This is a genomic window from Microbacterium sp. CCNWLW41 (genome assembly GCF_037083505.1).
In genome coordinates this window covers 931632-957506 of record NZ_JBAOJP010000001.1, presented here as the reverse complement: position 1 = coordinate 957506, position 25875 = coordinate 931632, and the positions used below count along the sequence as shown (strand labels likewise).

General features: G+C 71.7%; 21 protein-coding genes. 7 read left to right on the top strand and 14 right to left on the bottom strand.

What is annotated here, in order from left to right:
• Nucleotides 1–41 precede the first annotated feature (41 nt).
• On the bottom strand, nt 42–1616 hold the full coding sequence (locus tag V6R91_RS04235) for an ABC transporter substrate-binding protein (protein ID WP_336394336.1): 1575 nt from the start codon (nt 1614–1616) through the stop codon (nt 42–44).
• A gap of 238 nt (nt 1617–1854) precedes the next feature.
• Here V6R91_RS04235 and V6R91_RS04230 point away from each other — a divergent pair, with 238 nt between their 5' ends.
• Both V6R91_RS04230 and V6R91_RS04225 read left to right on the top strand, forming a co-directional pair.
• A complete protein-coding gene (locus V6R91_RS04230) occupies nt 1855–3096 on the top strand; it encodes a glycoside hydrolase family 1 protein (protein ID WP_336394335.1) in 1242 nt (413 codons plus the stop codon).
• 136 nt (nt 3097–3232) lie between these two features.
• Complete coding sequence (locus V6R91_RS04225) at nt 3233–3997, top strand: SDR family NAD(P)-dependent oxidoreductase (protein WP_336394334.1); 765 nt, start codon at nt 3233–3235, stop codon at nt 3995–3997.
• Between the two features lie 120 nt (nt 3998–4117).
• On the opposite strand, the gene V6R91_RS04220 is transcribed toward V6R91_RS04225, so the two are convergent.
• The 10 genes from V6R91_RS04220 to V6R91_RS04175 form a co-directional block, all read right to left on the bottom strand.
• Entirely contained in the window at nt 4118–5713 is a 1596-nt protein-coding gene (locus tag V6R91_RS04220; RefSeq protein ID WP_336394333.1) for a GMC oxidoreductase, read from the bottom strand.
• A gap of 17 nt (nt 5714–5730) precedes the next feature.
• Nucleotides 5731–7224 (bottom strand): MFS transporter, encoded by a 1494-nt coding sequence (locus V6R91_RS04215; protein WP_336394332.1) that lies wholly within the window; start codon nt 7222–7224, stop codon nt 5731–5733.
• Between the two features lie 149 nt (nt 7225–7373).
• Complete coding sequence (locus tag V6R91_RS04210) at nt 7374–8339, bottom strand: fumarylacetoacetate hydrolase family protein (protein ID WP_336394331.1); 966 nt, start codon at nt 8337–8339, stop codon at nt 7374–7376.
• Nucleotides 8336–9340 carry an amidohydrolase family protein gene (locus V6R91_RS04205; RefSeq protein WP_336394330.1) on the bottom strand — a complete coding sequence of 335 codons (1005 nt, stop codon included), beginning with the start codon at nt 9338–9340 and terminating at the stop codon, nt 8336–8338. Before V6R91_RS04205 ends, V6R91_RS04210 begins: the two co-directional genes overlap by 4 nt.
• A complete protein-coding gene (locus tag V6R91_RS04200; protein ID WP_336394329.1) occupies nt 9337–10473 on the bottom strand; it encodes an FAD-dependent monooxygenase in 1137 nt (378 codons plus the stop codon). Before V6R91_RS04200 ends, V6R91_RS04205 begins: the two co-directional genes overlap by 4 nt.
• 39 nt (nt 10474–10512) lie before the next feature.
• Nucleotides 10513–11511 carry a cyclase family protein gene (locus V6R91_RS04195; protein ID WP_336394328.1) on the bottom strand — a complete coding sequence of 333 codons (999 nt, stop codon included), beginning with the start codon at nt 11509–11511 and terminating at the stop codon, nt 10513–10515.
• The gene (locus V6R91_RS04190; RefSeq protein ID WP_336394327.1) at nt 11508–12491 is read right to left on the bottom strand and encodes a fumarylacetoacetate hydrolase family protein; all 984 of its coding nucleotides are present in this window, start codon (nt 12489–12491) and stop codon (nt 11508–11510) included. Before V6R91_RS04190 ends, V6R91_RS04195 begins: the two co-directional genes overlap by 4 nt.
• 74 nt (nt 12492–12565) lie before the next feature.
• Nucleotides 12566–13585: a VOC family protein gene (locus tag V6R91_RS04185; RefSeq protein WP_336395039.1), complete on the bottom strand. Its 1020-nt coding sequence runs from the start codon at nt 13583–13585 to the stop codon at nt 12566–12568.
• A gap of 105 nt (nt 13586–13690) precedes the next feature.
• Nucleotides 13691–14473, bottom strand: coding sequence for a hypothetical protein (locus tag V6R91_RS04180; protein ID WP_336394326.1), 783 nt, complete (start codon nt 14471–14473; stop codon nt 13691–13693).
• Nucleotides 14470–15501, bottom strand: a complete 1032-nt coding sequence (locus tag V6R91_RS04175; protein WP_336394325.1) for a Gfo/Idh/MocA family protein — start codon at nt 15499–15501, stop codon at nt 14470–14472. Before V6R91_RS04175 ends, V6R91_RS04180 begins: the two co-directional genes overlap by 4 nt.
• Nucleotides 15502–15605: 104 nt before the next feature.
• Between V6R91_RS04175 and V6R91_RS04170 the strand changes: the two genes are divergently transcribed.
• On the top strand, nt 15606–16883 hold the full coding sequence (locus tag V6R91_RS04170) for an ROK family protein (RefSeq protein WP_336394324.1): 1278 nt from the start codon (nt 15606–15608) through the stop codon (nt 16881–16883).
• A 100-nt stretch (nt 16884–16983) separates the two neighbouring features.
• Nucleotides 16984–18441, top strand: coding sequence for a hypothetical protein (locus V6R91_RS04165; RefSeq protein WP_336394323.1), 1458 nt, complete (start codon nt 16984–16986; stop codon nt 18439–18441).
• Nucleotides 18442–18457: 16 nt separating this feature from the next.
• Here V6R91_RS04165 and V6R91_RS04160 read toward each other — a convergent pair whose 3' ends face one another.
• Together V6R91_RS04160 and V6R91_RS04155 are read right to left on the bottom strand one after the other, a co-directional pair.
• Nucleotides 18458–19603: a Gfo/Idh/MocA family protein gene (locus V6R91_RS04160; protein ID WP_336395038.1), complete on the bottom strand. Its 1146-nt coding sequence runs from the start codon at nt 19601–19603 to the stop codon at nt 18458–18460.
• Nucleotides 19604–19713: 110 nt separating this feature from the next.
• Nucleotides 19714–20760, bottom strand: coding sequence for a substrate-binding domain-containing protein (locus V6R91_RS04155; RefSeq protein WP_336394321.1), 1047 nt, complete (start codon nt 20758–20760; stop codon nt 19714–19716).
• 302 nt (nt 20761–21062) lie between these two features.
• On the opposite strand from V6R91_RS04155, the gene V6R91_RS04150 reads away from it, so the two are divergent.
• The 3 genes from V6R91_RS04150 to V6R91_RS04140 all read left to right on the top strand — a co-directional run bounded on the left by V6R91_RS04150 (nt 21063) and on the right by V6R91_RS04140 (nt 24875).
• Nucleotides 21063–22538, top strand: a complete 1476-nt coding sequence (locus V6R91_RS04150) for a sugar ABC transporter ATP-binding protein (protein ID WP_336395037.1) — start codon at nt 21063–21065, stop codon at nt 22536–22538.
• Entirely contained in the window at nt 22535–23599 is a 1065-nt protein-coding gene (locus V6R91_RS04145; protein WP_336394320.1) for an ABC transporter permease, read from the top strand. The genes V6R91_RS04150 and V6R91_RS04145 overlap by 4 nt, the downstream gene beginning before the upstream one ends.
• Nucleotides 23600–23735: 136 nt before the next feature.
• A complete protein-coding gene (locus V6R91_RS04140; RefSeq protein ID WP_336395036.1) occupies nt 23736–24875 on the top strand; it encodes an ROK family transcriptional regulator in 1140 nt (379 codons plus the stop codon).
• A 7-nt stretch (nt 24876–24882) separates the two neighbouring features.
• Here the strand turns inward: V6R91_RS04140 and V6R91_RS04135 are convergent, their stop codons facing one another.
• Nucleotides 24883–25875: a Gfo/Idh/MocA family protein gene (locus V6R91_RS04135; protein ID WP_336394319.1), complete on the bottom strand. Its 993-nt coding sequence runs from the start codon at nt 25873–25875 to the stop codon at nt 24883–24885.

The window sequence follows — 25875 nt, the reverse complement described above, 5'->3', positions numbered from 1 at the left end:
CGGTGCGGCGGCGGCGAGGGCCGCCGCCGCACCGGAGCCTGTCAGGACGCCGGCTGGAGCGCCGAGAGGATCGGGAACGAGTCCGTCCCGGGGAAGGTCGGCTCCTCGAGGACCGCCTCGTTGTAGGCCCAGGGAGACAGCTGCTCGAAGAGCGGGAGCAGCCAGCCGGACTCGACGATCGCCGCGTTGAGATCGGTCAGGGCCGCCGCCTGAGCGTCATCATCACCGGAGCCCGCCGCCGCGCCGTACGCGCCGGCCGCCGCCTGGATCTCGGCGTTCTCGGCGCCGTGGAAGTTCGCGAAGCCGAACAGCACCCCGAACACGTTGCCGGGAGGGTTCGTCCACGTCAGCGCGATCGGGCCGCCCAGGGGCTGCGTCTGCACGGCGGCGAAGATCTCCTCCGTCGACGAGGCGTTCTTCAGCGAGACGTCCACGCCGATCTCGGCCCAGTACGGCTGCAGCGCCTCGAGGTCGCGCTGGCTCTGCTGGCTGATCGTGAAGTCGAACGCGAAGCCGTCGGGGTAGCCCGCCTCCGCCAGGAGCTCCTTGGCCCCCTCGGGGTCGTACGCGTAGTCGTCCTCGAGCTCGGGGATGTAGCCGGGGCTCTCGGCAGGAAGCGCGTTCGCGGTCGGGATGTCACCCGGGTGCACCGCGGCGACGTAGGCCTCGCGGTCGATCGCGATCGACAGGGCCTTCCACACGCGCGGGTCGCCGAACTGCGGCGCGAGGCTGCCGTTCTTGTCGAAGGGCAGCAGGTTCTGCACGACGCCGCCGTTGGCGACGAGTCCGACCCCGGCGGCCTCGACCTGGTCCTGCGTGGCGCTGGTGATGAAGGCCAGGTCGACCTCGCCCGAGATGGCGGCGTTCACGCGCGCCTGCGGGTCGAGGATCGGGCGGAACTCGTACGAGTCGTAGGGGTACGCGTCGACGTCGGGGTGGTCCTCCTTCTTGACCAGCAGGTACGAGTTGCCCTTGATCGTGGCATCGGTGTCGACCTCGAGCGGTCCCGAGCCGTCGGCCGTGGCATCGAGGGTGCTGCGGTCGGCGACGCCGGCGGCGCCCACGATCGCGCCGGCGGGAAGCACGAGGTTGGCCTCGAACCCGGGTTGCGGAGCCGCGAAGGTCAGCGTGACGGTGTCGTCGTCCACGACGGTGACCTCCGAGATCTCCTGCTCGCCGCCCCCCGCGAATCCGCTGTACGCCGACAGGTCGGGGTCACCGCGGAAGTCGAGGTTCTGCTTCACGAGATCGGCCGTCACGGTGGAGCCGTCGGCGAACGCCGCGCTCGTGTCGAGGTCGAGCGTGAGCTGCGTCTGGTCCTCGTTGTACTCGAAGTTCGTCACGAGGTCGGGGACGACCTGCCCTTCTTCGTCGAGGAGGAAGAGGGAGTCGTAGACCCCCTCGAAGAACATGCGCTGGCCACTGCCGTAGCGCAGCGGGTCGTAGCCGAGCGCGGCCTGGTCGGAGTCGAGGCCGATGACGAGGACCGACGTGTCGGCGGGCTCGCCGCTGGTGCCCCCCGAGCCGCCGGGCGCCGTGCAGGCGCTGAGCGCCAGAGCTGAGGCGGCGACGGCGGCAAGGACGGCGGCGCCGCGCGCTGTGGTGATTCGAGACATCCTGATCTCCTGTGATCGTGGTGTGCTGGTGCGGACTTCAGTGGTCGCGGATCGCTGATCGGGAGTCGATCCTTCGGTACAGGTTGACCCGGTGCGGCCGGTTTGGCCATTCGGATCCGGGCTGGGCTGCGTTAGCGAACGCCTAACGCTGCTCCTCTCAGGCGTTGCTTACAGTGAAACAGGTTTTCATACACTGAACAAATGTGAGAGGATCGACGAGAGTCAGAGAGGACCACTCATGCCCGCAGCATCCTTCCCCGCCGACTTCCTCTGGGGAGTCGCCACCGCCGGCCACCAGAACGAAGGCGACAACGTCCACAGCGACACGTGGTTCCTCGAGAACGTCACGCCATCGGTGTTCCAGGACCGGTCGGGCAAGGCGACGAACGGCTGGGAGCTGTGGGAGTCCGACCTGGACCTCGTCGCCGGGATGAACCTCAACGCCTATCGCTTCTCGGTCGAGTGGGCCCGCGTCGAGCCCACCGAGGGCGAGTTCTCCGAAGGGGCGCTGGCGCACTACGAGGCGGTCGTCGACGGATGCCACGCCCGCGGGCTCGCCCCGATCGTCACCTTCAATCACTTCACGTCGCCGCACTGGTTCGCGGCGCGCGGAGCGTGGCTGGACCCCGAGGCGCCCGAGTTGTTCGCCCGCTACTGCGGCAGGGTGATGGAACGCTTCGGCGACCGCATCCGCCTCGCCGTCACCTTCAACGAGCCCGACCTGCCCGAGATGCTCACGTGGGCGGATCTGCCGTCGTTCGTCGCCGACCTCGAGCGCGCCACGCTGGCGGCCGCCTCGGCGGCGGCGGGCGTCGAGCGGTACCGCGCCGGCAACGTCATGCTGCCCGAGGACTTCGCCGCGATGCGGGCGGGGATGACTGCCGGCCACCAGGCGGCGAAGGCCGCGATCAAGGCGCACCGGCCGGAGCTGCCGGTGGGCCTGTCACTCGCGGTCGTCGACGATGTCGCCGCCCCCGGCGGCGAGGAGCTGCGCGACCGCAAGCGCGCCGAGGTCTACGAGCACTGGCTCGCACTCGCCCGGGAGGACGACTTCATCGGAGTGCAGAACTACGAGCGCATCATCTACGGCCCGGACGGTCAGGTGCGTCCGGCAGACGGCGTCGCCGTGAACGGGATGGGGACGGCCGTCGAGCCGGACTCGCTGCGCGGCGCCGTCGAGTACGTGCACTCGGTCGCCCAGGTGCCGGTGCTCGTGAGCGAGCACGGGATCGGGACCGAGGATGACAGCATCCGCGCCGCCTTCATCGAGCCCTCCCTGGATGGCCTCGCGCAGGCGATCGCCGACGGCGTGCCCGTGATCGGCTACTGCCACTGGACCCTCATGGACAACTTCGAGTGGATCTTCGGATACGGCCCGAAGCTCGGGCTGCACTCCGTCGACCGCGAGACCTTCGAGCGGACCGCCAAGCCGAGCGCGGGCGTCTACGCCGAGCTCGTGAGGGCGGCGCGCGGGCTCTGATCCTCGGCTCGACACGACGGGTGACCGCGCCGGGCCGCCCTCACCAACGCGCCGCACGGTGGATTCGCGGATTCCGATGCGGGCCATCAGCAGATGCCCGTTCCCGCGCGCCCGGGGCACGGGCTACGGTCGCCCCATGACCAGCTATCCGGGGCTCGAGGGACGCACGGTCGTCGTGACGGGTGCGGGCGGCGGGCAGGGGGCTGCCGAGGCTCGCCTGCTCGCGGCCGCGGGTGCGCGCGTGATCGCGACGGACGTGACGGATGCCACCGCCGAGGCGCCGGGAATCGAGCACCGTCGGCTCGACGTCACGGACGAAGCCGGCTGGGCGGGCCTCGCCGCCGAGCTCGCGGAGAGCCTCCGCGGCGAGCCGCTGCGCGGTCTGGTGAACAACGCCGGCATCACGCATCGTGCCCGGCTGGGCGCTGTCGCGCGCGCCGACTGGGACCGCGTGCTCGCGGTCAACCTGACGGGGCCGATGCTCGGCATCCATGCGCTCGCACCCCTGATGGGCAGCGGGTCGTCGATCGTCAACATCGGATCGTCGGCGGCCCTCAACGCGCACTACCCCGTCGCCTACACGACGTCGAAGTGGGGCCTGCGCGGACTCACCCACGTGGCTGCCACCGAGCTCGGCCCACGGGGCATCCGGGTCAACGTCGTGCACCCCGGCTTCATCGAGACGCCCATGACGGCGAGCGCCCCCGAGGTCATGCGCGACGCGCAGCTCGCGCTGACGCCGCTCGAGCGGCTGGGCGACGCCGACGAGGTCGCCGAGCTCGTCGCGTTCCTGCTCTCGGACGCCGCGTCCTACCTCACCGGCGCCGAGATCCCGGTCGACGGCGGCGCCACCTCGTCGGCCGGCGCCAAGTTCATGGCCGACCGCATCGGCAGGCCCTGACGGAGCCGCCGCGTCCGGTCCCGTCGCCGAGATCGCATGATCTCGCCGAGATGACACGTCCTGGGCGCCCGCGTCGTGTCATCTCGGCGAGAACGCACGATCTCGACAGCACGATCGGCGTCAGCGGGCGACCTCCTCGACCCGCGTGCCCGACACCTGCTCGACGACCCGGCGCGCGCCGCGCACCGCGATCGCGACGCTCATGAGCGTCGGGTTCATCGTGTTGGCCGTGGGGATGAGTGCGTTCCCGCCGACGACGAGGTTGTCGAACCCCCACACGCGCGACCACGGGTCGGCGACCGACGTGCCGTCGTCGGCAGCGCCCATGCGCATGGTGCCCATGTAGTGCAGGCTCGAGCCGTTCGGGAGGAGCCGAGGCTCGGCGACGAACGCCCCGAGCGCCGCGCCGGCACGCCGTACCCGCTCGTGGGCCTCGTCGAGCTCGGGCTGCTCGGCATCGGTCAGCGCGTACTCGATCGTCATGTTCGGGAAGCCGCGGTAGTCGAGCTCGGCGTCGTCGAAGGTGACCCCGTCCTCGACGCGGGGGTGCTTGCGCACGCCGTAGCCCATGTTCACGTAGCCCCACCGGTTGCCCGCCGCCGGGTGCGACGGGTCGAGCGGGAACGGCGGGTTCTCGGCGTACATCACCTGCAGCGACAAGGGGTGGTCTGGCTCCGAGAACGGGATGCGGTTGACGGCGGCGACCGGGTCGGCCGCGTTCTGCGCGCGGCGCGCGAGCTCGGCCGCGAACGCCTCCTCCGAGATGAGGCCGCTCATGCGCTCCTCGTCCAGGGCGACGGTCGTGATGACGACGTGATGCTCGGTGAGGTAGCGGCCGAGGGCGCGGGGACGGATGCCGCTGGCCCACAGCAGCTGCGGCGAGCGGAACGCGTCGGCGGCCACCACCACGACGTCGGCCGGGAAGAACGACATCTCCTTCGTGCGCAGGTCCTCGATCGTGACGCCGGTCACCGCGCCGCCCTCGTGCTCGATCCGGCGCACGAGCGTCAGGTCGCGCAGCTCGAATCGTGCCGACTCGGGCGTGCCCTCCTCGATGAGCGGGCCGAGGACGGTGTTCGCGCCCGCCCACACCATGGAGCCGTCGGGCTGCGGGTCGCCGGCGACGGGCAGGGTGCCCACGCCGTAGCCCTCCGGCAGCTCGGCGCCGAACTCCGCGTCGAGCAGGGAGCGGATGGCAGAGCCGATGGGCGAGTCGGCGAACGCGGCGCTCTGCGCGTGCAGCAGCGCCTCGGCCGCCGTGATCAGCTCCTCCCACTCGCCGTCGTCGATGAAGTCGACCTTCTCGCTGAACGCGGGACGCGGGATGGCGCACGTCCAGTGCGCGCCCTGGCCGCCGACGTTGGTGGCCGCGGCGGCTGCCCGGAAGGTGGGGGCGTGCGCCGAGCCGGGTCCCCCGAAGTCGAGCAGGTGCGTTCCCTGGCGTGCCGTGAACATGCCCTCGACGACCACCCCGGCGGGGATGCCGAGGCTCTCACGGAACGCGCCGGACTGCGGTCCCTGCGACATCTCGCGGGCGCGGGCCTTCTCGTCCGGGTCGGCGATGTTGCGGACGCTCTCGCCGGGCACCGCCGTCAGCTGCGGGCCGGCCTCGAACATGACGACCCGAGCCTCGGGAGAGCCCTCGAGGATCACCCTGGCGTAGGCGGAGCCGATCGGCCCTGAGCCGACGATGGCGACGATGGGGGTGTGAGACATCGGAGTACCTCTTCTGGTCACGCGGTGAGCGGTTCGGAGCTGGGGGCGGGGGCGTGCTCGGACTCGTCCGAGAGCCGCCCGGCGGGAAGCAGGACGGCGGCGACGACGCCCACGGCGTAGGTGGCGGCGAGCGCCGCGAAAACCGGGGCGAAGACGCTGCTGTAGATGGCGGCGACCTCCGTCTGGACGGCGACGGATGCCTCGTGCACGAACTGGGGCGTCAGCGTCGCGGCGTCGAGGGACGACGGCAGGAGCGCCGCGACGCCGAGCCCGATGACACCGCCGACGATCGCCGTCGCGACGGTCGACCCGATCTGCCGCACGAGGTTGACGGCAGCGGTCATGCTGCCGGTGTCGCGGCGCGGCGCGGCGCTCTGCACGACGGCGATGACGAGGCTCATGAACGCCCCGGTGCCGATCCCGACGACGGCCATGACGACCATCGGCACCCACAGCGGCAGCCCCACCGGCAGCAGCGCCATCACGAAGAGTCCCGCTGCGCCGAGCGCGGTGCCCACGATGCAGTAGACGCGGTAGTGGCCCGTGCGGCTCACCAGCCATCCGGTCGCGAGGTTGGACACCAGCATCCCGAACACCGTCGCGATGGGGACGAGGCCCGACACGGTCGCGCTGGTGCGGTAGGCCATCTGGAAGTAGGTCGGCAGGTACGCCGTGATCGAGAACAGTCCGATGCCGATGATGGCCGACAACGCCGTCCCGGCCGCGATGGTCCGGTCGGCGAAGAGCCGCAGCGGCACGAGCGGCTCGGGGGCGCGCAGCTCGATGAGGAAGAACGCCGCGAAGGCCATGGCGGCGATGACGAACGAGACGACGGATGCCGCGGCCCGCGCGGGATCGCCGACCCAGGTGACGGCGAGCACGAGTGCGACCATGCCGACCGCGAACGAGAGCGCGCCGGCGATGTCGAAGCGCCGCCGACCGAAGCCGGGGAGGCGCGGGACGGCGATGAGCGCGAGGAGGAGCGCCGCGACCCCGAACGGGATGTTGATCCAGAACACCCAGGGCCAGCCCCAGTAGTCGGTGATCAGGCCGCCGAGCACGGGGCCGACCAGGATCGCGACGGGGAAGGCGGCGCCGATGATCGCCAGGTACCGGGGTCGCTCGCGCGGCGTGGTGACCCGGGCGACGATCGTCTGCGACATGAGGTGCAGCCCCGCCGAGCTCATGCCCTGCACCACGCGCGCGGCGATCAGCTGGGGCATGTCCTGCGCGAAGCCGCACGCCAGCGATGCGACGAGGAAGAGCACGAGCGACACGAGGAACACGCCCCGCGGGCCTGCCGCGTCGCCGAGCTTGCCGAGGATCGGCAGCAGCACGGTGCTGGCGAGGGTGTAGCCGACGACGATCCAGCCCATCTGGGCGAGGGCGCCGAGGTCACCGGCGACGGTCGCGAGGGACGTCGCGACGATGGTGTGGTCGAGCGCTCCGAGGATCGCGACCGTCAGCAGCGAGACGATCAGGAGGCGGATCCGCCAGGGTGACATGCTCATACGCGTTGTGGCCCGTACGACCGGGCGATCGACGCGACGGGATGTGCCCCCGCGCGCCTTCGCGGCAGGGGACGGGCCGGCAGCGGCCCCGACGTCACCGTCGATTCTAGCCATTCTTTAGCAAGAAATCAACATAAGTGCACGCCTTGTCAGCCGCGGTGCCGCACACGCGGGCGCGGGCGCGCCACAGTCGGCTGGGGGGCGGGGACGGACTCTCCCACGAGACCGACGAGCTCGCCGATCCCCTCCACCGTCATGCGCACCTCGTCGCCCTCGCCCAGCGGCGGGGGGACGAGGCCGCCGTTGCGGCCCCACAGCTCGCCGAGGCATCCGCCGTTGCCGACCGTGCCGCTGCCGAGCACGTCGCCCGCCACGACGCGGGAGTTGCGCGACGCGTAGGCGACCAGCTCGGGGAAGGGCCAGCCCATGTTCGAGACGAGGTCCTCGCCGATCAGCTCGCCGTTGACGCGCACCTCGGCGCGCACCGCGAGGAACCCGTCGGCGTCGAGGAACGGCTCCAGCTCGTCGGCCGTGACGATCCACGGGCCGAGGCTCGTGCCGAAGTCCTTGCCCTTGGCCGGCCCGAGCCGCACCTTCATCTCACGGCCCTGCAGGTCGCGCGCCGACCAGTCGTTCATGATCGTGTAGCCGAAGATGCGGGATGCCGCGGCCTCCGGGTCGAGGTTCGCACCGGGCTCTCCCCCCACGACGACGGCGAGCTCCAGCTCGAAGTCGAGCCGCTCGGTGACGGGCGGCCGGAGCGTGTCGCCGGGGCCGAGGATCGTGTGCGGGTTGGTGAAGTAGAACGTCGGAGCCTCGTACCACTCCGGCGCGACGAAGCTCTTGCCCTCCACGCCGGCGCTCACGCCCTCGACGTGCTCCTCGAACGCCACGAAGTCGCGGACGGATGCCGGGACCAGCGGCGCCAGCAGGCGCACGTCGGCCAGCGCCGTGCCGCCGGACCGGTCGATCCGCGCGAACGCGGCGCGCGCGGCATCCAGCCCTCCCGCCAGGATCCCCGCGACGGTCTCGCCGTCGGGGAACGGCATGACGCGGTCGCCGACGACGAACCCCTCGCCGACGGCGCCGCCGGACTCCCAGCGCGCGATCCTCATGCGCGCACCCGCGTCTGGAGGAGCGCCTCGGCGTTGCTCGAGAGGATGCGCTCGGTCAGCTCCGGCGGCAGGTCCGCGCCGCGCACGAACGACACCGGGTCGTCCAGGCCCATGTCGAACGGGAAGTCGCTGCCCAGCAGCACCCGCGAGCCGCCCGCCACCTCGACCAGGTGCCGCAGCGCGACCGGGTCGTGCACGACGGTGTCGAACCACAGCTTCTTGAGGTAGCTCGAGGGCGCGTGCGCGCAGCGGCGCGCCTCGGGGCGGACGCCCCACGCGCGGTCGGAGCGACCGATCGCGAACGGAAGGTATCCCCCGCCGTGGGCGGCCACGATCTTCAGGTCAGGGTGACGATCCAGCACCCCCGCGAAGATGAGGTGCGACAGCGCGACCGCGTTCTCGGTCGGCTGCCCCACGGTGTTGGACAGGTAGAACCGGTCCAGGCGCTCGTCGAGGCTGCAGCCGAACGGGTGCAGGAACACGACGCAGCCGAGCTCGGCAGCGCGCGCCCAGAACGGCTCGAGACGCTCGTCCGACAGCTCGACGTCGCCGGCGAACGACGAGATCTCCACGCCCGCGAGGCCCCGGCCGAGCACGGCGTCGTCGAGGTACTCCACGATCCGCTCCGGGTGCTGCAGCGGCACCACGCCCAATCCGGTGAGGCGGTCGGGCGCACGGGAGACGTGCTCGGCGATGAGCCGGTTGGTCTCCCCCGCCACCCACACCGCGAGGCCCTCGGGCGCCCACGGATAGAAGTGGTTGGGCGAGACGCTCACCCACTGCCGGTCGACGCCCTGCGCGTCCATCGCCGCGAGCCGGGCGCCGACGTCGGTGAGCTTCGGGATGCGTGCCCCGACCATGGCGCCGGACGCCTGGAGGCTCTCGATGCCGTTGCGGCGCCGCTCCAGCTCCGCCGCCTCGGCGACGAGCTCGGGCGCACGGCGCACCACCTCGTCGTGCAGGGCGGGCAGGAGGAGGTGCGCGTGGACGTCGGTGGTCATGCCGGCTGCGCCGTCATCTGTGCGATGCCGAACATGAGACCACCGGCGTCGGCGTCGCGGACGCCGTCGAGCTGCCATTGGCCGAGTTGCACGGATGCCTCGACCACGGCCTTCGCCCGCGGCAGGCGTCGCGCGTGGAACTCGTCCCACAGCTGCTGGTCGACGGCGTCGCGCTGCACCAGCAGCTCGGTCAGGACGAGCGCGTCCTCGAGGCCCTGGGCGGCGCCCTGAGCGATCGTCGGGGGGCACGAGTGCGCGGCGTCGCCGATGATGACGACGCGGCCGCGGTTCCACGGCTCCTCGACGATGTGCTGGGTGAACCATGTGTAGTTCGCGTGCGCACCGTTCTCGAGGTCGGCGCGGATCGCGTTCCAGGGCCCGTCGTAGGCGCGGGACTCCTCGAGCATGATGCGGCTGGCCTCCTCGTCGGACAGGCCGAAGCGGTCCTGGGCCTTCTCGACCAGGAACGCGTACATGCTGTCGTCGCCCGTGGGCGTGTAGCCGGCGATGTACATCGGTCCGCCGTAGTAGAGCTCCGTGCTCTCCACCTCCGCCGGACGCGAGACGAAGGCCCGCCAGATGCCCATGCCCGTCGGCTCGGGCTTGGTCTCGATGCCGATGAGTCCGCGCACCTTCGAGTTGAGTCCGTCTGCACCGATGAGCAGATCGAACTCTCCGACCGACTCGCCGGCGACGAACACCTCGACGGCGCCGTCGGCGCGCGCGTCGAGACCGCTGATGTCCGCACCGAAGTGCAGGCGTGCGCCGGCCCTCTGCGCGTGCTCGGACAGGATCCGCGCCAGGTCTGCCCGCGGTATCCCCATGCTCGACGGGTAGTCGGGTCCGCCGGTCTTGAGGTCCGGCAGCGCCGCGACGACCGGGGCGCCGGGACCGGGGGCGCGCAGGTTGAGCCCCTCGAAGGCGAAGCCGGCGGCGTTGATGTCGTCCCACGCGCCGAGGGCGTCGAACACCCGCAGCGCGTTGCCCTGCAGCGAGATGCCCGAGCCGAGCGCGGTGAGCTCGGGCTTGGCCTCGAAGACGTCGACGTCGACGCCGGCCTTCGCGAGCTGGATGGCGGCGGCGAGTCCCGCGACGCCGCTTCCGGCGATGGCGACCTTGCGGACTGCGGTCATGTCAGAACCTCCCTGTTCTGGATGGTGCGGATGAAGTGGCTAGAGGATGGCGATCGGGTTGATCGGAGACCCGACGGCCCCGGTGATGGGCAGCGGCGCCGCCGAGAGCAGGAAGTCGTAGCGCCCGCCGCGCGCACAGGCGTCGGCGAGGGCGTCGAGGTTCCACATCTCTCCGATGGTCAGCCCCATGTTGGGGATCACCACCTGGTGCAGCGGCTGGAAGGCGGGTGCGTCGAACTCGTTCGGGCGCACCTCGAACCCCCAGGTGTCGGTGGCGATCGCCGCGATCTCGGTGCGGTGCAGCCACCCGGCCGTGGTGAGCGAGAGGCCCGGCGCCGGTCCGCCGGCGTAGTCGCCCCACCCGTCGCGGCGTGTGCGCGCGTACTGGCCGGTGCGCACGAGCACGATGTCCCCGCGGCCGACGCGGCTGGACTCCCCCTGCGCCGCGATGGTCGCCTCGAGGTCGGCGACGGTGATGGCGTACCCGTCGGCGAGCTCGCCGGTCGCGGGCGAGAGGTGGCGGCCGACGTCGAGCAGCACGCCACGGGACACGATGACGGATGCCGCGTGCTCGATGCCCGTGACGAGGTCGCCGTCGCTGGTGACGACGTCGCCCGCCCGCCGGCCGTTCCACGCGTTGCCGTGGTCGAAGATGTGCCCGAGCCCGTCCCACTGCGTCGAGCACTGCAGCGGCATCGCGATGACGTCGTCCGCGCCGCCGATGCCGTGCGGGAATCCCTGGTTGCCACGCTCGGCGTCCGTGCCGGTGTCCGTCATGGTGTGCACCGGGTTGGTGCGCCGGCGCCAGCCCTTCTGCGGGCCGTTGGTGTCGAACGCCTGGGCCAGCGAGATCGCCTCGCCGCTGCGCACGAGCGCGGCGGCCTCTGTCCGCTTGGCCTCGTCGATGAAGTTCAGGGTGCCCAGCACGTCGTCCTGGCCCCAGCGGCCCCAGTTGCGGAACGCCTCGGCGCGCGCGGCGATCTCGGCCTCGGGGCCCTGCCGGTCGAGGTCTGCGGGGTTCTCGCTCGGACCGGTCATGCCGCCGGCCCCTCTGCGAGGCAGCGGACCACCTGCGTGCCGAGGCCCGCGATGGAGCCCGTCATGACGTCGCCGTCCCGCAGGAACCGCTTCCAGTGCTGGCCGTTGCCTGCGGGGCTTCCCGTGAGCAGGAGGTCGCCCGGCAGGAGCGGAAGGGTCTGGGATGCCGCCGCGACGAGCGTCTTGACATCGAAGACCAGCTCGGCGGTCGTGGCATCCTGCATCACATCGCCGTTGAGCTCCAGCTTCACCGACAGGTCGCTCGGGTCGACGAAGGTCGACGGCACGAGGAAGGGCCCGGCGGGGAGGAAACCCGGAGCGTTCTTGGAGCGGTACCAGTCGGCGCCGATGTCGCCCACATCGGGCGGGAAGACGCGATCACGGGTCGTGATGTCGTTGACGATGGTGTAGCCGGCGACATGGTCCAGTGCGTGCTCGGGGTCGACGCGGAAGGCCTCGCGGCCGATCACGACGGCCAGCTCGAGCTCCCAGTCATGGGTCTCGCTGTAGTCCGGCAGCACGAGCGGCACGTCGTCGCCGACGACGCACTGGGGCAGTCCCAGGAAGATGAAAGGGCGCCCGCTCGCGGCACGGGCGTCCATGATGCTCTCCGCCTTGGCCCGCACCTCGTCCGGCGACAGCCGCGCCTCGCCGCCCTTGGTGAGACCGGCCATGATCAGCTGCACGACGTGCGTCCGGTAGTTGGCACCCGCCTGCAGCACCTGCCGCGGCTCGACCGGAGCCGTGAGCACGACGTCTGTCAGCGGCATCCACCCCTCGCTCTCCGCGTCGGCGAGCAGGCGCAGGCGGTCCCAGTCGGGCTGTGCGAGGAAGGCGTTGAGGTCGGCGGCGCCGAGCTCGTCGGCCGAGACCGCGCGGATGCGGTCGCCGGCGACGAGGCCCAGACGCACGGAATCGCCGTCGCGGTAGCGCGCGAGGGCGAAGGGGGCGGTGAGTCCTGCTGTCGACGTCGTCGTCATCGTGTCTCCATGTCCGTGGTTCGGAACGGGGTGCGAGGGCGGGGGCGCTGTCGGCACCCCCACCCCCGAGCCTGTCAGCCCTGGCCGTGCTTGGCGTAGGGGTTGAAGAGCGCCGCCTTGATCTCGTCCGGCACGCCCTCCTCGGTCGCCGACGGTCCGTCGGCGGGCGGGAAGGACTCCGTCATCGACATCGGCATGACGCTGTTGCGGTAGAAGTTGTTCGACCCCTGGGACGGCTTCCAGGTGTTCGCCTCCCAGTCCGGCACGTAGTTGCGGTACCCGCCGGTGTTGAGCTCGATGCGCAGCGACGACGGCTCGCGGTAGTAGAGGAAGTTCTGCTCGCCGATGCCGTGGATCGACGGGCCGTACTCGATCGGGTAGCCGTTCTCGCCGAGGACGTCCGCCGCGATGAGCAGCTCCTCGCGCGTGTCGACCCAGAAGGCGTAGTGGTTCACGCGGCCGGCGCGGCTGGAGCCGTCGAGGACGACGCCGAGGTCGTGCGACTTCTCGTTCGTGGTGAGGACCGAGAAGACCGAGATGGGCGCCTCGTCGAGCACCGTGCGCGCCATGAAGCGGAAGCCGAGCACGTCGACGTACCACTGGACGAAGCCGTCCACGTCGCTCGTGGCGATCGTGACGTGGTCGAGCTGACGCGGGGCGCCCGCGACCTTGCTGCGACGCGACGGGCGGTCGGGGTAGATCGACGCGGCGTCGCCCTCGGTGTCGTGGTGGCGGGTGACGTCCCAGTGCAGCGTGAGGGTGTGGCCCCACGGGCCGGTGAAGCGGTAGGCGCGGCCGATCTTGTGCACGTCGACCCACTGGCCCTGGACACCGGCGGCCTCGACGCGCTTGGCGGCCTCCTCGAGCGCCTCCTCGCTGGAGGTGCGCCACGCGGCGGTCACGAGCGAGGGCTCGTCGCCCGGCACGACGACCACGCTGTAGGCGTAGTAGTCGCCCCAGCAGCGGAGGTAGACGGCGCCGTCGACGCGGTCGACGACGGTCAGGCCGACCTGGTTGACGTAGAAGTCGACGGATGCCTCGACATCCGGCGACGTGATCTCCACATAGGAGAGGTGGGACAGGAGCTTGATCATCATCGACCCTTTCGGAAGAGCTGGCGGGTGATCCCGCATCCCACTTTCGTCGGAGTCGGGCATATCCGGGAATGCCATATCGGCTATCCCTCGGATCGACGCCGTTTATGCAGTCACGGCGTCGCCGAGCACCGCCGCCAGCCCGTCGTCGTGCGCGAACTCCGCCACGTCGCGCGTCGCCTGGCCGGCCAGGACCGCCGCGACGGCGCGGCGCAGCGCCACCCGCTCGGGCGACTCGAACAGCCGCGGGAGGACGCGTCGGCCGGCGGCATCGGCGACCTCGATCCGCTGCTGGTGCTCGTCGCCGTCGAACTCGACGAGCGTCTCACCGAGGCGCATGGCGCGCACGCGTCCGAGCGGAGGGGCGCCGGGCGTCGCGGCTGCGATGACGGACGCCGGGACGCCGCCGGGCGCCTCGAGCAGGGCGAGCCCGCGGCCGCCCGACGCCGAGCCGTCGAAGCTCGAGGACGACACCCGGGGGTCGGCGCCGAGCAGGACCCGCGTCCAGCCCACCGCGTCACGGAGCGCGTCGCGCAGCGCGCGGGACGGTGCGTGGCACTCCACGGTCGCCGTCGCGGACGGACCGGCGCCGTCCAGCGCCGCGCGGGCGGCCACGACGGCATCGGCCCGGAGCAGCGGGCGATCGAGCACGATCGGGATCGCGAGCTCAGCGAGCCGCGCGAGGTCGTCGAGGGGCGCCGCCCCCGGGCGCCTCACCACGACGGCGGCAGCGCCGGCGCGGATCGCGCGCTCGGCGGCATCCGTCCATCGCTCCCCGCCGATCGCGACCACCGCGCCGGACGGGTCGCCGGCGAGGCGGACGCTCTGCGGCAGCTCCGCCGCGGCGACGCGATAGGGCTGCAGCGTCGTGGACACCGCGACGGTCACGCCGGCACCCCCGCGAGGGCGGCGGCCTGGTCGGCGAGCGTCGAGGCGTAGCGCACGTCGTCGAGGAGCTCGTCGTACTCCACGGGCATGCCGCTGTCGATGAGCTCCGCGAGCGCGCGCCATTCGGCGAGGTAGCCGTCGCCCGGATCGCGGTCGTACGTCGTGTCGCGGCCGTCCGCGGTGAGCACGCGGACGCCGGCGCTGCCCGCGTGCACGAAGGCGGGCGGGAACGTCACGTCCAGCCGGTCGCGGGTCGTGGTGACGGTGACCCGCCACAGCGCGTCGGCACCGCCGGGCAGCATGACGGTCGTGAACTGGACCGGGATGCCGCTCGCGACGAAGCCCACGGCGAATCCGATCGGCGCGAGGGCGCGCGCGAAGGCGACGCGCTCGAACCGTGGTGCGAGATCGCGGACAAGAGGGAGGTCGTGGATGGCGAGCCCCGTGACCAGCGCCCGGACGACGCCGGCGGCGACCTCCGGGCGTGAGAGATCGGGCGCCGGGCGCGCCGCGAACGGGGCCGCCACCTCGGTCACCACGTCGTGGTAGCGACCGTTCGGCGGGAGGGCGAGGGTCACCGAGATCGAGACGACGGGGCCGCCAGAGGCCGAGAGGTGGTGGCGCGCGCGTCCCCAGGCCGGGTCGTAGTAGTGGTTGGTCCCGACGACCAGCGCGACCCCCGCCTCGCGGCAGGCGTCGACGGCCTTCTCGGCGTCGGCGACACTGGTGGCCACGGGCTTCTCGCACAGGATGGCCCGCTTGCCGGCGGCGACCGCCGCGAGGATGTGACCGGCGTGCTCGTCGGGCGGACTGCAGATCGCGACCACGCCGATGTCCGGGTCGGCCAGCAGCTGCTCGGCGCCGGCCGACGAGCGGGCGCCCGTGCGGGCGGCGAGCGCGGCGGCACGGCCGCTCCCGGCGTCGGCGACGTGCGTCACTGCGAACAGATCGCTCAGGCGCGCCAGCGTCGGCAGGTGCAGTGCGGCGACGCCGGGGCCGGCCCCGATCACACCGACGCGATGGGTCATCGTCGCCTCCTACTTTTGCGTGAACTTTACCTAAGTTCGGAGCCGTTTGACTATAGATGGTCGAGAATCGGGTTCAATCGCATGCCGTTATGCAAGAATCGACCATGGCCAGGGAGTCCACCTTGCGTTTCGGCGCGCAGACTGACGAGATGACGAGCCTGCTGCGGATCGTCAACATGGTTCGCACGGGCGAGGCGGCGACCCGTCCCGAGATCGGCCGCGTCACGGGCCTCGGGCGCGGCGTCGTGACGCAGCGGGTCGACCACGCGATCGAGATGGGCTACCTCGCCGACGGCGACTTCGGCCCCTCGTCCGGCGGCCGCGCCCCTCGCACCCTGCGGTTCCGCGGGGACGCCGGCCGCATCGTCGTGTGCGCCCTCGGCGCGCTGCACATCCACGTCGGCGTGGCCCACCTGGACGGCGACGTCATCGAGCAGGCGCACTCCGCGTGGGACATCGCCAGCGGACCCGCCGAGACCCTCGACAAGGCGCTCAGCATGATCGACGAGGTGCTCTCGCGGACCGGCGATCTCCCGGTGTGGGGAATCGCCGTCGGCGTGCCCGGCCCGGTGGACTTCGAGTCCGGGCGACCGGTGGCGCCCCCGATCATGCCTGGCTGGAACGGCTTCGACGTGCGCCGGCGCTTCGAGCAGCGCTACGACGCGCCGGTCTGGGTCGACAACGACGTCAACCTGCTCACCTTCGGCGAGCGGGCCAGGCGCGGCGACGAGACCCTCGACCTCATCTACTGCAAGATCGGCACGGGCATCGGCGCCGGCCTGCTCTCGCATGGCCGCATCCACCGCGGCGCGAACGGCGCCGCGGGCGACATCGGCCACGTGCGGGTGCACGACTCCGATCTGGCGTGCCGGTGCGGCAAGGTCGGCTGCCTCGAAGCGGTCGCCGGCGGCTGGGCGCTCGTGCGCGACGCCGCCGCCGAGATCGAGGCCGGCGCGACGGGCGCGCTCGCCTCCGCGGTGCGCGAGGGCGCGGAGCTGACACCCGAGCGGATCTCGATCGCCGCGGAGGACGGCGACGCCCTGGCCATCCGGCTCATCCAGCGCTGCGCGCGGGTGGTCGGCGAGTCGATCGCGGCCCTCGTCAACATGTTCAATCCCTCGGTCATCGTCGTCGGCGGTGCGGTCGCAGGAGCGGGCGAACTGCTCCTGGCGGAGGTGCGGCAGCGGGTCTACGAACTGTCCCTGCCCCTCGCGACGCGCGACCTGACGATCGCGCAATCCGTCAACGATGTGCGCGAGCCGCTCCGCGGCGGCTTCGAGATGGTGCGCGAGCAGCTCTTCGACGTCACCTTCCCGCGGTGGTTCGGCATCGGCCGCCCCACGATCGCCGCGATCGCGGGCACGCTGGAGGCCGTGGCCTGACTCGCGACCCTCGCAGCTTACTTCTTCCAGAAACCGACATAAGGGTGTAGGTTTCTACCTCAAGCCGGGTCTGCCGGTGCCGGACGAGGAAGCGGGCCCGATGACGTTGCCGATGCTGCTGGAAGACGCGCTGATCGCGACGGATTCCGGCTTCACCCTCCGGGTGAGCCTGCCGTGGATCCGCTCGATGCCGCTCGCCGCGGTCACCGACCTCCACGTGTCGATCGACGGCGAGCCGGTCGTCGTCGACGCCGTGGTCTACGGGCGGAGCGTGCCCCTCCCCGAGCTGTCCCGCGAAGTCGGCTGGTGGTTCATCCAGGACCGACTGGAACTGCGGGGCGACCGCGTGCCGTCGCCCGGCGCCCACGCCGTCGCCCTCTCGTTCGTCCTCGCCGTCCCGTACCTGCAGGCCGGTCCTTCGGGCCCTCTCATGCTGCCGTTCCGGGCGGAGCGCGTGCTCGACGCGGGGGTCGCGGCATCCGTCGTCGAAGCCGTGGCCGACGACGCCGGGTCACCGTCCACGACGGCTGCCGCACCGCCGACACCCGCTCGGCCGACCCCGCTGCCGGCCGGGTGGACGCTGTCGGCGAGCGCGTTCAACTGGACGCCGGAGGTCATCCGCGCCGAGCGCACGGCCGAGGACGTCGCCGTCGCGGTCGTGACCGACGGCGTCAGCCCGACCCTGGAGATCGAGGCCGGACAGGTGTGGCGCACCTTCCCGCAGCCCTCCGATGCCGAGGTCGACCGCCTGCGCGAGCGGCTCACCACCGCCGGAGGGGCGGTGACGATCGTCGGGGCGAGCCTGGACGACTGGGCGCTGCCCGCCCGCCGCCGCGGCGAGGCCGAGCGACGGGGATTCCTCGAGCCGCAGCTGCGTGCCGCGGCCCGGCTCGGTGCGCGCGGTGTTCGCGTGCCGTTCGGGCAGGCGGGACCCGAGCTGCTGCGGCTCGTCCAGCCCGTGCTGGAGGAGCTCGACATCGTGCTGTTCGAGGAGATCCAAGGCCGGCAGACCCTGGACGAACCCGGGACCCTGGCGAACCTGGAGCTCCTCGAGGAGCTCGGCGATCCGCGCGTCCGCGTGCTCATCGACATCAGCATGCTGATGCCGTCACTGCCGCCCACCTACGTGGAGGAGCTCCGCCGCGGCGGGGTCGAGGAGGAGCTCGTGGTCCGGCTGGAGCGCGAGTGGCGGGCGCCCGAGACGCACGAGGCCGTGCTCGCCGCGTTGCGCGGCGGACGCGTGCCGCCCGTCGTGCACACCCTCTTCATGAACCTGCTGGTGCGCTTCGGCCGTTCCGAGGTCTCCGACCTCGAGCCGCTCCTTCCGCTCACCGCCGGCGTGCACCTGAAGTTCTGGGACCTCGACGACACCGACGGCCGCGTGTCACGCCCGATCGCCGACATCGGCGGCGCGCTGCGCCGCACGGGCTTCTCCGGGTCGCTGACCAGCGAGTGGGGCGGGCACGAGTGGCTCGACGAGGACTCCACGACGATGACCCGCGCGCACCTGGACCTCGCCCGGCGTGCGCTGGCCGAGGCATCCGTCCCCGCCGTCTGACGGGGACCGGTCCGGCTCAGCTGCCGGTCGGCGTCCAGGCGCTGCCGTCGTTCGAGCTGCGCTCGACCGCATCGAGGACGCGCTGGATGTGGAGCCCGGCCTCGAACGAGGGCTCGGGCTGCGTGCCGGCGGCGATCGCCGCCACGAGGTCGACGACCTGGTGGCTGAAGCCGTGCTCGTAGCCCAGCATGTGCCCGGTCGGCCACCACGGCGCCAGATAGGGGTGGTCGTGCTCGGTGACGAGGATCCGGCGGAAGCCCTGCTCCGTCGCGGGAAGCGTCGCGTCGTAGAAGCCGAGCTCGTTCATGCTCTCGAGGTCGAACGAGATCGCGCCGAGAGACCCGGCGACCTCGATGCGCAGCGCGTTCTTGCGCCCGGTGCGGAAGCGCGTCGCCTCGAACGAGGCCAGCGCGCCGGACGAGAGGCGGCCGGTGAACAGCGCGAGGTCGTCGACGGTCACCGCCCCGCGCTCCTGCCGGGCCGTCCCGGAGAGCCCGACGCCCTCGCCGAGCAGGGGCCGCTCGGTCACGATCGTCTCGAGGATGCCCGAGACCGTCTCGACGCGCTGCCCGGTGATGTACTCGGTCAGGTCGACCGCGTGGGCGCCGATGTCGCCCAGCGCGCCGGAGCCCGCGCGATCCTTCTGCATGCGCCACGTCAGCGGCGCCTCGGCGTCCATCAGCCAGTCCTGCAGGTACTCGGCGCGCACCTGGCGGACCTCGCCGATGCGGCCGGCCGCGACGAGGTCGCGCGCGAACGTCGCCGCCGGCACCCGGCGGTAGGTGAAGCCGACCATCGAGCGGATGCCGCGGGCCGCGGCGCGGGCGGCGGCCTCGGTCATGGCCTCCGCCTCGGCGACGGTGTTGGCCAGCGGCTTCTCGCAGAGCACGTGCTTGCCGGCGTCCAGGGCGGCGATCGCGATCTCGGCGTGCGTGTCGCCGGGCGTGACGATGTCGACCAGGTCGATGTCGTCACGGCTGATGACCTCGCGCCAGTCGGTCGCGCTCTCGCGCCACCCCCACTTGTCGGCCGCGGCCGCCACGGCGGTGGCGTCACGCCCGACGACGACGTCCATCGACGGTGCCAGGGGCAGGTCGAAGAAGCGCGGCGCGACGCGCCAGCCTTGCGAGTGCGCGGCGCCCATGAAGCCGTAGCCGATCATGGCGACGCGCAGCGGACGGGTGGCGGCGGTGTGGTCGGTGGTCAACGCGATTCCCCCTCGGGAGCAGGTCGCGGGCGCCCGCGTCGAAGACGGGCGCCCGCGAGGATGGATCACTCGAACGACAGGTCGATGAACTGGTCGACGTTGTCCTTCGTGACGACGGGCGCGTCGAGCACGACCCGGTTGGGGATGCTCGGCGTGATGAGGTCGCCCATGGTCTTGCTCTGCGCGATGAGGCGCGCGAGCGCGACGCCGTCGGCCGCCTGCGTCGACGGGTAGATGACCGTGGCCTTGAGCACCGTGTCGTCGGCCTCGATCGCCTCCATGGCGCTGCGGCTGCCCGCCCCGCCCATCATGAAGAACTCGTCGCGGCCGGCCGACTCGATCGCGGCGAGCACGCCGATCCCCTGGTCGTCGTCGTGGTTCCAGATGGCGTCGATCTGCGGGTTGGCCGAGAGCAGCTGGGATGCCGCCGCCTCGCCGCCGGCGACCGTGAAGTCCGCGGCCACTCGGGCCGAGACCTCGAGACCGCAGTCGCCGAGCGCGTCGGCGAAGCCGTCGGACCGGTCCTGCGTCAGCGGCAGCGAGTCGATGCCGGCGATCTCGGCGACGATCGCGTCGGGGTTGTCGCCGAGCTGTTCGCAGATGTACGTGCCGGCGCTGACGCCCATGCCGTAGTTGTCGCCGAGGATCGTGGTGCGCGCGGCGAAGGGGCTCGAGAACTCGCGGTCGACGTTGATGACCGGGATGCCTGCCTCCATCGCCGCGATGGCCGCCTCGGTGAGAGCCGCGCCGTCGGTCGGCAGCAGCACGATCGCGTCGACCCCGTCGTTGACGAAGGTCTCGACGGCCGCGATCTGCGCGATCGGGTCGTTGGTGCCCTCGGCGACGCGGAGCTCGACGTCGTCGAAGCTGTCGGCGGCCGCCTGGGCGCCGGAGTTGATGGCGCCGAGCCAGCCGTGGTCGGCGGCGGGCCCGGAGAAGCCGATGACGACCGTGTCGCCGGACTCGGCGTTCTCCTCCGACGACGTGCCCTGGTCGACGACGTCGTCCTCGTCAGCTCCGGTGCCGGTGCAGCCGGCGAGCAGGCCGACGGCGGCGGCGACGGCGGTTCCGGTCAGCAGCAGCCGTGTGCGCACCTTCAGGTGTGAGCGCATTCTTTCCTCCTTGAAATGTGATGCAGGGCGGCAGCGCACGGGGCGAGCTCGGAGCAAACGGCGCACGGGCCGGCCGTCCACGCTGACGGCATCACGGTAGCAGGCGCGCTGCCGATGCGACAGCTTTTGCATTAGTTGCGGCAAAAGCGTTTTCCCGAAACTTCCGTTCTCGAGAGCGGAAGGGACGCGCGGGGAGCCGAGAAGCGCCGCGATTCGCGAGCATCGACGCCCGGAAGCGCGCATGTTATGTTCATGCCGTGATCAAAGACGACCATGAATCGGCGTTACTCGTCGTCCGGGGCGTGACGAAGTCGTTCGCCGGAGTCAAGGCGCTTCGAGGAGTCGACCTGGACGTGCGTCCGGGCGAGGTGCACTGCGTCCTCGGTCAGAACGGCGCGGGCAAGTCCACGCTCATCAAGACGCTCGCCGGGGTGCACCGCCCCGACGAGGGCGTCATCACGTGGCTCGGCGAGCAGGTCGTGATCCCCGACCCCGAAGCGGCGATCGAACTCGGCATCGCGACGATGTACCAGGAGCTCGACGTCGTCGACGGCCTGACGATCGCCGAGAACATCTTCCTCGGCCACGAGCTGTCGCGCGGCGGCTTCACCAAGCGATCCGAGGCGGCCAGGCAGACGCGGGAGCTCCTGCGCCGGCTCGGCCATGACAAGCTGTCGCCGCACACCGAGGTCGGCACGCTCAGCGCGGCGAACAAGCAGATCGTGAGCATGGCGCGAGCGCTCTCGCACGACATCAAGCTCATCATCATGGACGAGCCCTCCGCGGTGCTCGACACCGAGGAGGTGAAGAACCTCTTCCACGTCGTCCGGGAGCTCACGGCGGCCGGCATCGCGGTGGTGTACATCACCCACCGCCTCGAGGAGATCCGCCAGATCGGCGACCGCATCACCGTCCTCAAGGACGGCCGCTCGATGGCCAGCGGCATCCCCGTCGCAGACACCCCGACCTCCGAGCTCATCCGGCTCATGACGGGCAGGGAGGTCGAGAACGTCTTCCCGCCCGCCGCGCCGATCCCCGCCGACGCGCCGCTCGTGCTCGAGGTCGAGGATCTGGCGCTGGGCGGGCTCTTCGCCGACGTCTCGTTCTCGGTGCGCGCCGGCGAGATCGTCGGGCTCGCCGGGCTCGTGGGATCGGGGCGCTCCGAGATCCTCGAGACCGTGTACGGCGCGCGCAAGGCGACCGCCGGCTCGGTGAAGGTCGGGGGGAAGCCCCTCCGCCGCGGCTCGGTGGTCCACGCGGTGCGCGCGGGGATCGGGCTGTCCCCCGAGGAGCGCAAGAGCCAGGGGCTCGTGCTCGACGAGCCGATCTTCGTCAACGTGACCCTGTCGTCGATGTCGCGCTTCGCCAAGGCGGGCTTCCTCGACGAGCGGTCCGAGCGGAAGATCGCGCGCGAGCAGATCGATGCGCTCGAGCTGCGCCCTGCCGATCCCGACCGCCCCGCGATGACGCTGTCCGGCGGCAATCAGCAGAAGATCCTCCTCGCCCGCTGGCTCGTCCACGGCACCCGCGTGCTGCTGCTGGACGAGCCGACGCGCGGCGTCGACGTGGGCGCACGCGCCGAGATCTACGCCCTGATCCGCCGGCTCGCCGCCGCCGGCAACGCGATCGTGATCGTCTCGAGCGAGATCGAGGAGGTGCTCGGCCTCGCCGACACCGTCCTCGTCGTCGCCGACGGCCGCGTGCTGAAGACCCTTCCCGCCTCCCAGATCGACGAGCACGGCGTGCTCGACCTCGTCATGAAAGGAACCGCCGCGTGAGCGAGCAGACCACCCAGGGGACGGCAGGCGTCCCCACTGCCGGCGAGGCGCCGCCGCCCGCCGGCGCCCCCGGACCCTCCGGCAGGTCGGGCCTCCAGCGCGTCATGTCGGGCTCCGTCGGCCGCAACCTCGGCCTCGTCGCCGCGCTGGTGGTGCTGATCATCGTCGGCGCCGTCACCGCCCCCGACACCTTCACCAGCGTCAGCAACGTCCTCACGATCCTCCGTCAGGCGTCGATCATCGGCGTGGTCAGCATCGGCATGACGCTGGTCATCATCGCGGGCGGCATCGACCTGTCGGTCGGGTCGCTGATCGGGCTCGCCTCCGTCGTCGCGACGCTCGCCGCGGTCCAGGATCTCGCCGACCAGCTCCACTGGTTCGTCATGATCCTGCTCGCGCTGCTCGTCGGCTTCGGCGCCGGCCTCATCAACGGCATCGTCATCGCGTACGGCAAGGTGGTCGCCTTCATGGCGACCCTGGCGATGCTCGTCGGCGCACGCGGCCTCGCCGAGATCCTCGCCGAGCGCCGCACCCTCCAGGTCGGCAATCGCGACTTCATCGAGTTCATGAACCTCGACATCATCGGCGTCGACATCCTCATCTGGATCTTCGCGATCGTCGCGGCGATCGGCTGGGTGGTGCTCAACCGCACGACGTTCGGCCGTCGGACGGTCGCCATCGGCGGCAACCGCGAGGCGGCGCGCCTGGCCGGCATCAACGTCAAGCGCCACACCATGTGGCTGTACTCGATCTCGGGGCTGTGCGCCGGGATCGCCGCGATCATGTACCTCGGCCGCACCACGGCCGGCACGTCGACGCACGGCACGCTCCTCGAGCTCGACGCGATCGCCTCCGTGGTCGTCGGCGGCACACTCCTCATCGGCGGCCGCGGCACCATCACCGGAACCGTGTTCGGCGTGCTCATCTTCGCCACGCTCAGCAACGTGTTCGTGCAGAACAACCTGAACTCGTCGGTGCAGGCCGTCGTGAAGGGCATCATCATCGTGGTGGCGGTGCTCCTGCAGCAGCGTTTCGCCCGGCCCACCGGGCGCGCGACGTGAGGGCTCCGGCCGTCGCGGGGGCGCGGCATCCGTCGATCCCCGGCGCGGCCGCCCGACCGCGGCGCGGTCCGCGTCCTGATTGACTTCCGTCGTGGTCACTCTCTCTCCAGAATCGGCTGCGGCGGGCACCGGCGCGATGGAGCTGTTCCAGCTGCTGCGCGACGGTGTGCCCCGCACCCGCGCGCAGCTCGCGAAATCCACCGGCCTGGCCCGGTCGACGATCGCGGCGCGGGTCGAGGAGCTCATGCGGATGGGGCTCATCATGCCGGTGGCGGATGCCGCGTCCACCGGTGGCCGGCCGCCCTCGCAGTTCGCGCTCAACCCCAGCGCCCGCGTCGTGCTCGCCGCCGACATCGGCGCGTCGCACACCACGGTCGCGGTGATGGACCTCACGGGCGCGATCCTGGCGACCCGCACGGAGTCCCGGGCGGTCGCCGAGGGGCCCGAGCCCGTGCTCACGTGGGTGGTGGACGCCGCCGCCGGGCTCCTCGAGGAGGCGGGGCGCGACATCCGCTCGCTCGTCGCGATCGGCATCGGCGTGCCCGGCCCGGTCGAGCACTCGACCGGTCAGCCGGTCAACCCGCCGATCATGCCGGGCTGGAACCGGTTCGACGTGCCCGGCTGGGTCCAGCAGCACCTGCAGGTGCCGGTGCTCGTCGACAACGACGTGAACATCATGGCGCTCGGCGAACGGGCGACGGCGTGGCCGGCCACGGCTCACCTCATGTTCGTCAAGGTCGCCACGGGCATCGGCGCAGGCGTCATCTCGGGCGGCGAGCTCCAGCGGGGCGCGCAGGGCGTCGCCGGCGACATCGGCCACGTGCGCGTCGCGCGGGGGTCGTCGGTGCCGTGCCACTGCGGGAATCAGGGATGCCTCGAGGCCATCGCGTCGGGGCCCGCCATCGCCCGCGCCCTCCGCGCCCAGGGCGTGCCCGCCGAGAGCGGCGACGACGTCGTGGCGCTGGTGCAGCGGGGCAGCCTCGATGCGATCCAGGCGGTGCGCCAGGCCGGACGCGACATCGGCGAGGTGCTGACGGCGTGCGTCAGCCTCATGAACCCGTCGGTCATCGCGATCGGCGGCTCGATGTCACGCGTCGGGGAGCACCTGATCGCCGGCGTGCGCGAGGTCGTGTACACGCGGTCCATGCCGCTGGCGACCGAGCACCTCGCCATCGTGCCGTCCGCCGCCGCCGAGAACGCGGCCGTCATCGGTGCCGGGATGCTGGCGATCGAGCACGCGCTCTCGCCCGAGGCCTTCCACTCGCTCGCCGGCTGACGCGGCGTCAGCGGGGTTCGAGACCGGCGGCGCGGTAGATGTCGTCGACGACGCGCATCGTGCCGACACCTCGCTCGGCGTCGAGGATGCTGGGAGAGCCGTCTTGGAGCACCGCGGCAAGATGCTCGAGTTGGCGCGCGTAGCTGTTCTCACCCTCGGCGGCCTTCTCCTCCAGAAGCAGCTCGTCGCCGGCGGTGACGCGCAGCGTCGCTCCCCACTGCGGCACGATGACGCTCGTCGCCTCCAGGCGAGCCTCCGATCCCTCGATCCGCAGCGACATCGCGCCCCGGTCGTCGCCGATGAAAGACGCCCGCACGCGCGCGGGGGCACCTGACGGAAGCCGCAGGAGGGCGTCGGTCTGCAGATCGATCCGCGGGTCGTCGTCGTAGAGCACCGCCAGGGCTGACTCGACGACGGGCTCGCCCCAGGCCGCGCGGATGAGGTCGACCGCATAGCATCCGACGTCCATGACCGCCCCGCCGCCGAGGTCGCCGTCGAGGCGGATGTTGCCCGGCTTCACGACGAAGTGCGGGATGCTGAAGTCGACGTCCACGCGCTCGATGTCGCCGAGGACACCGGACGCGATCACCTCGAGAAGACGCCGTGTGAAGCCGTGCAGTCGGTAGTGGAAGCCGACGAAGGCACGCCGGCCCGTCGCGGTCGCGGCGTCGGCGATGGCCGATGCCGTCGTGCCGTTCACCGACAGCGGCTTCTCGCAGAGCACGTGCTTCCCCGCCTGCAGCGCACGGGTCGCCCACTGGGCGTGCGTGATCGGCGGGAGCGCGAGGTAGACGAGGTCGATGTCGGGATCGCCGAGGATCGTCTCGTAGTCGCCGTGCTTCGGCAGATCGCACCGCTCGGCGAAGGCTCGAGCGCGCTCCGGGTCTCGCGCGCCGATCGCGACGACGCGAACACCCCCCACATCGCGGCCGGGTTCCACCATCGCCCGCTCCGCGATCCCACCGGCACCCAGGATGCCGATCCGCAGCTCCGACGACAT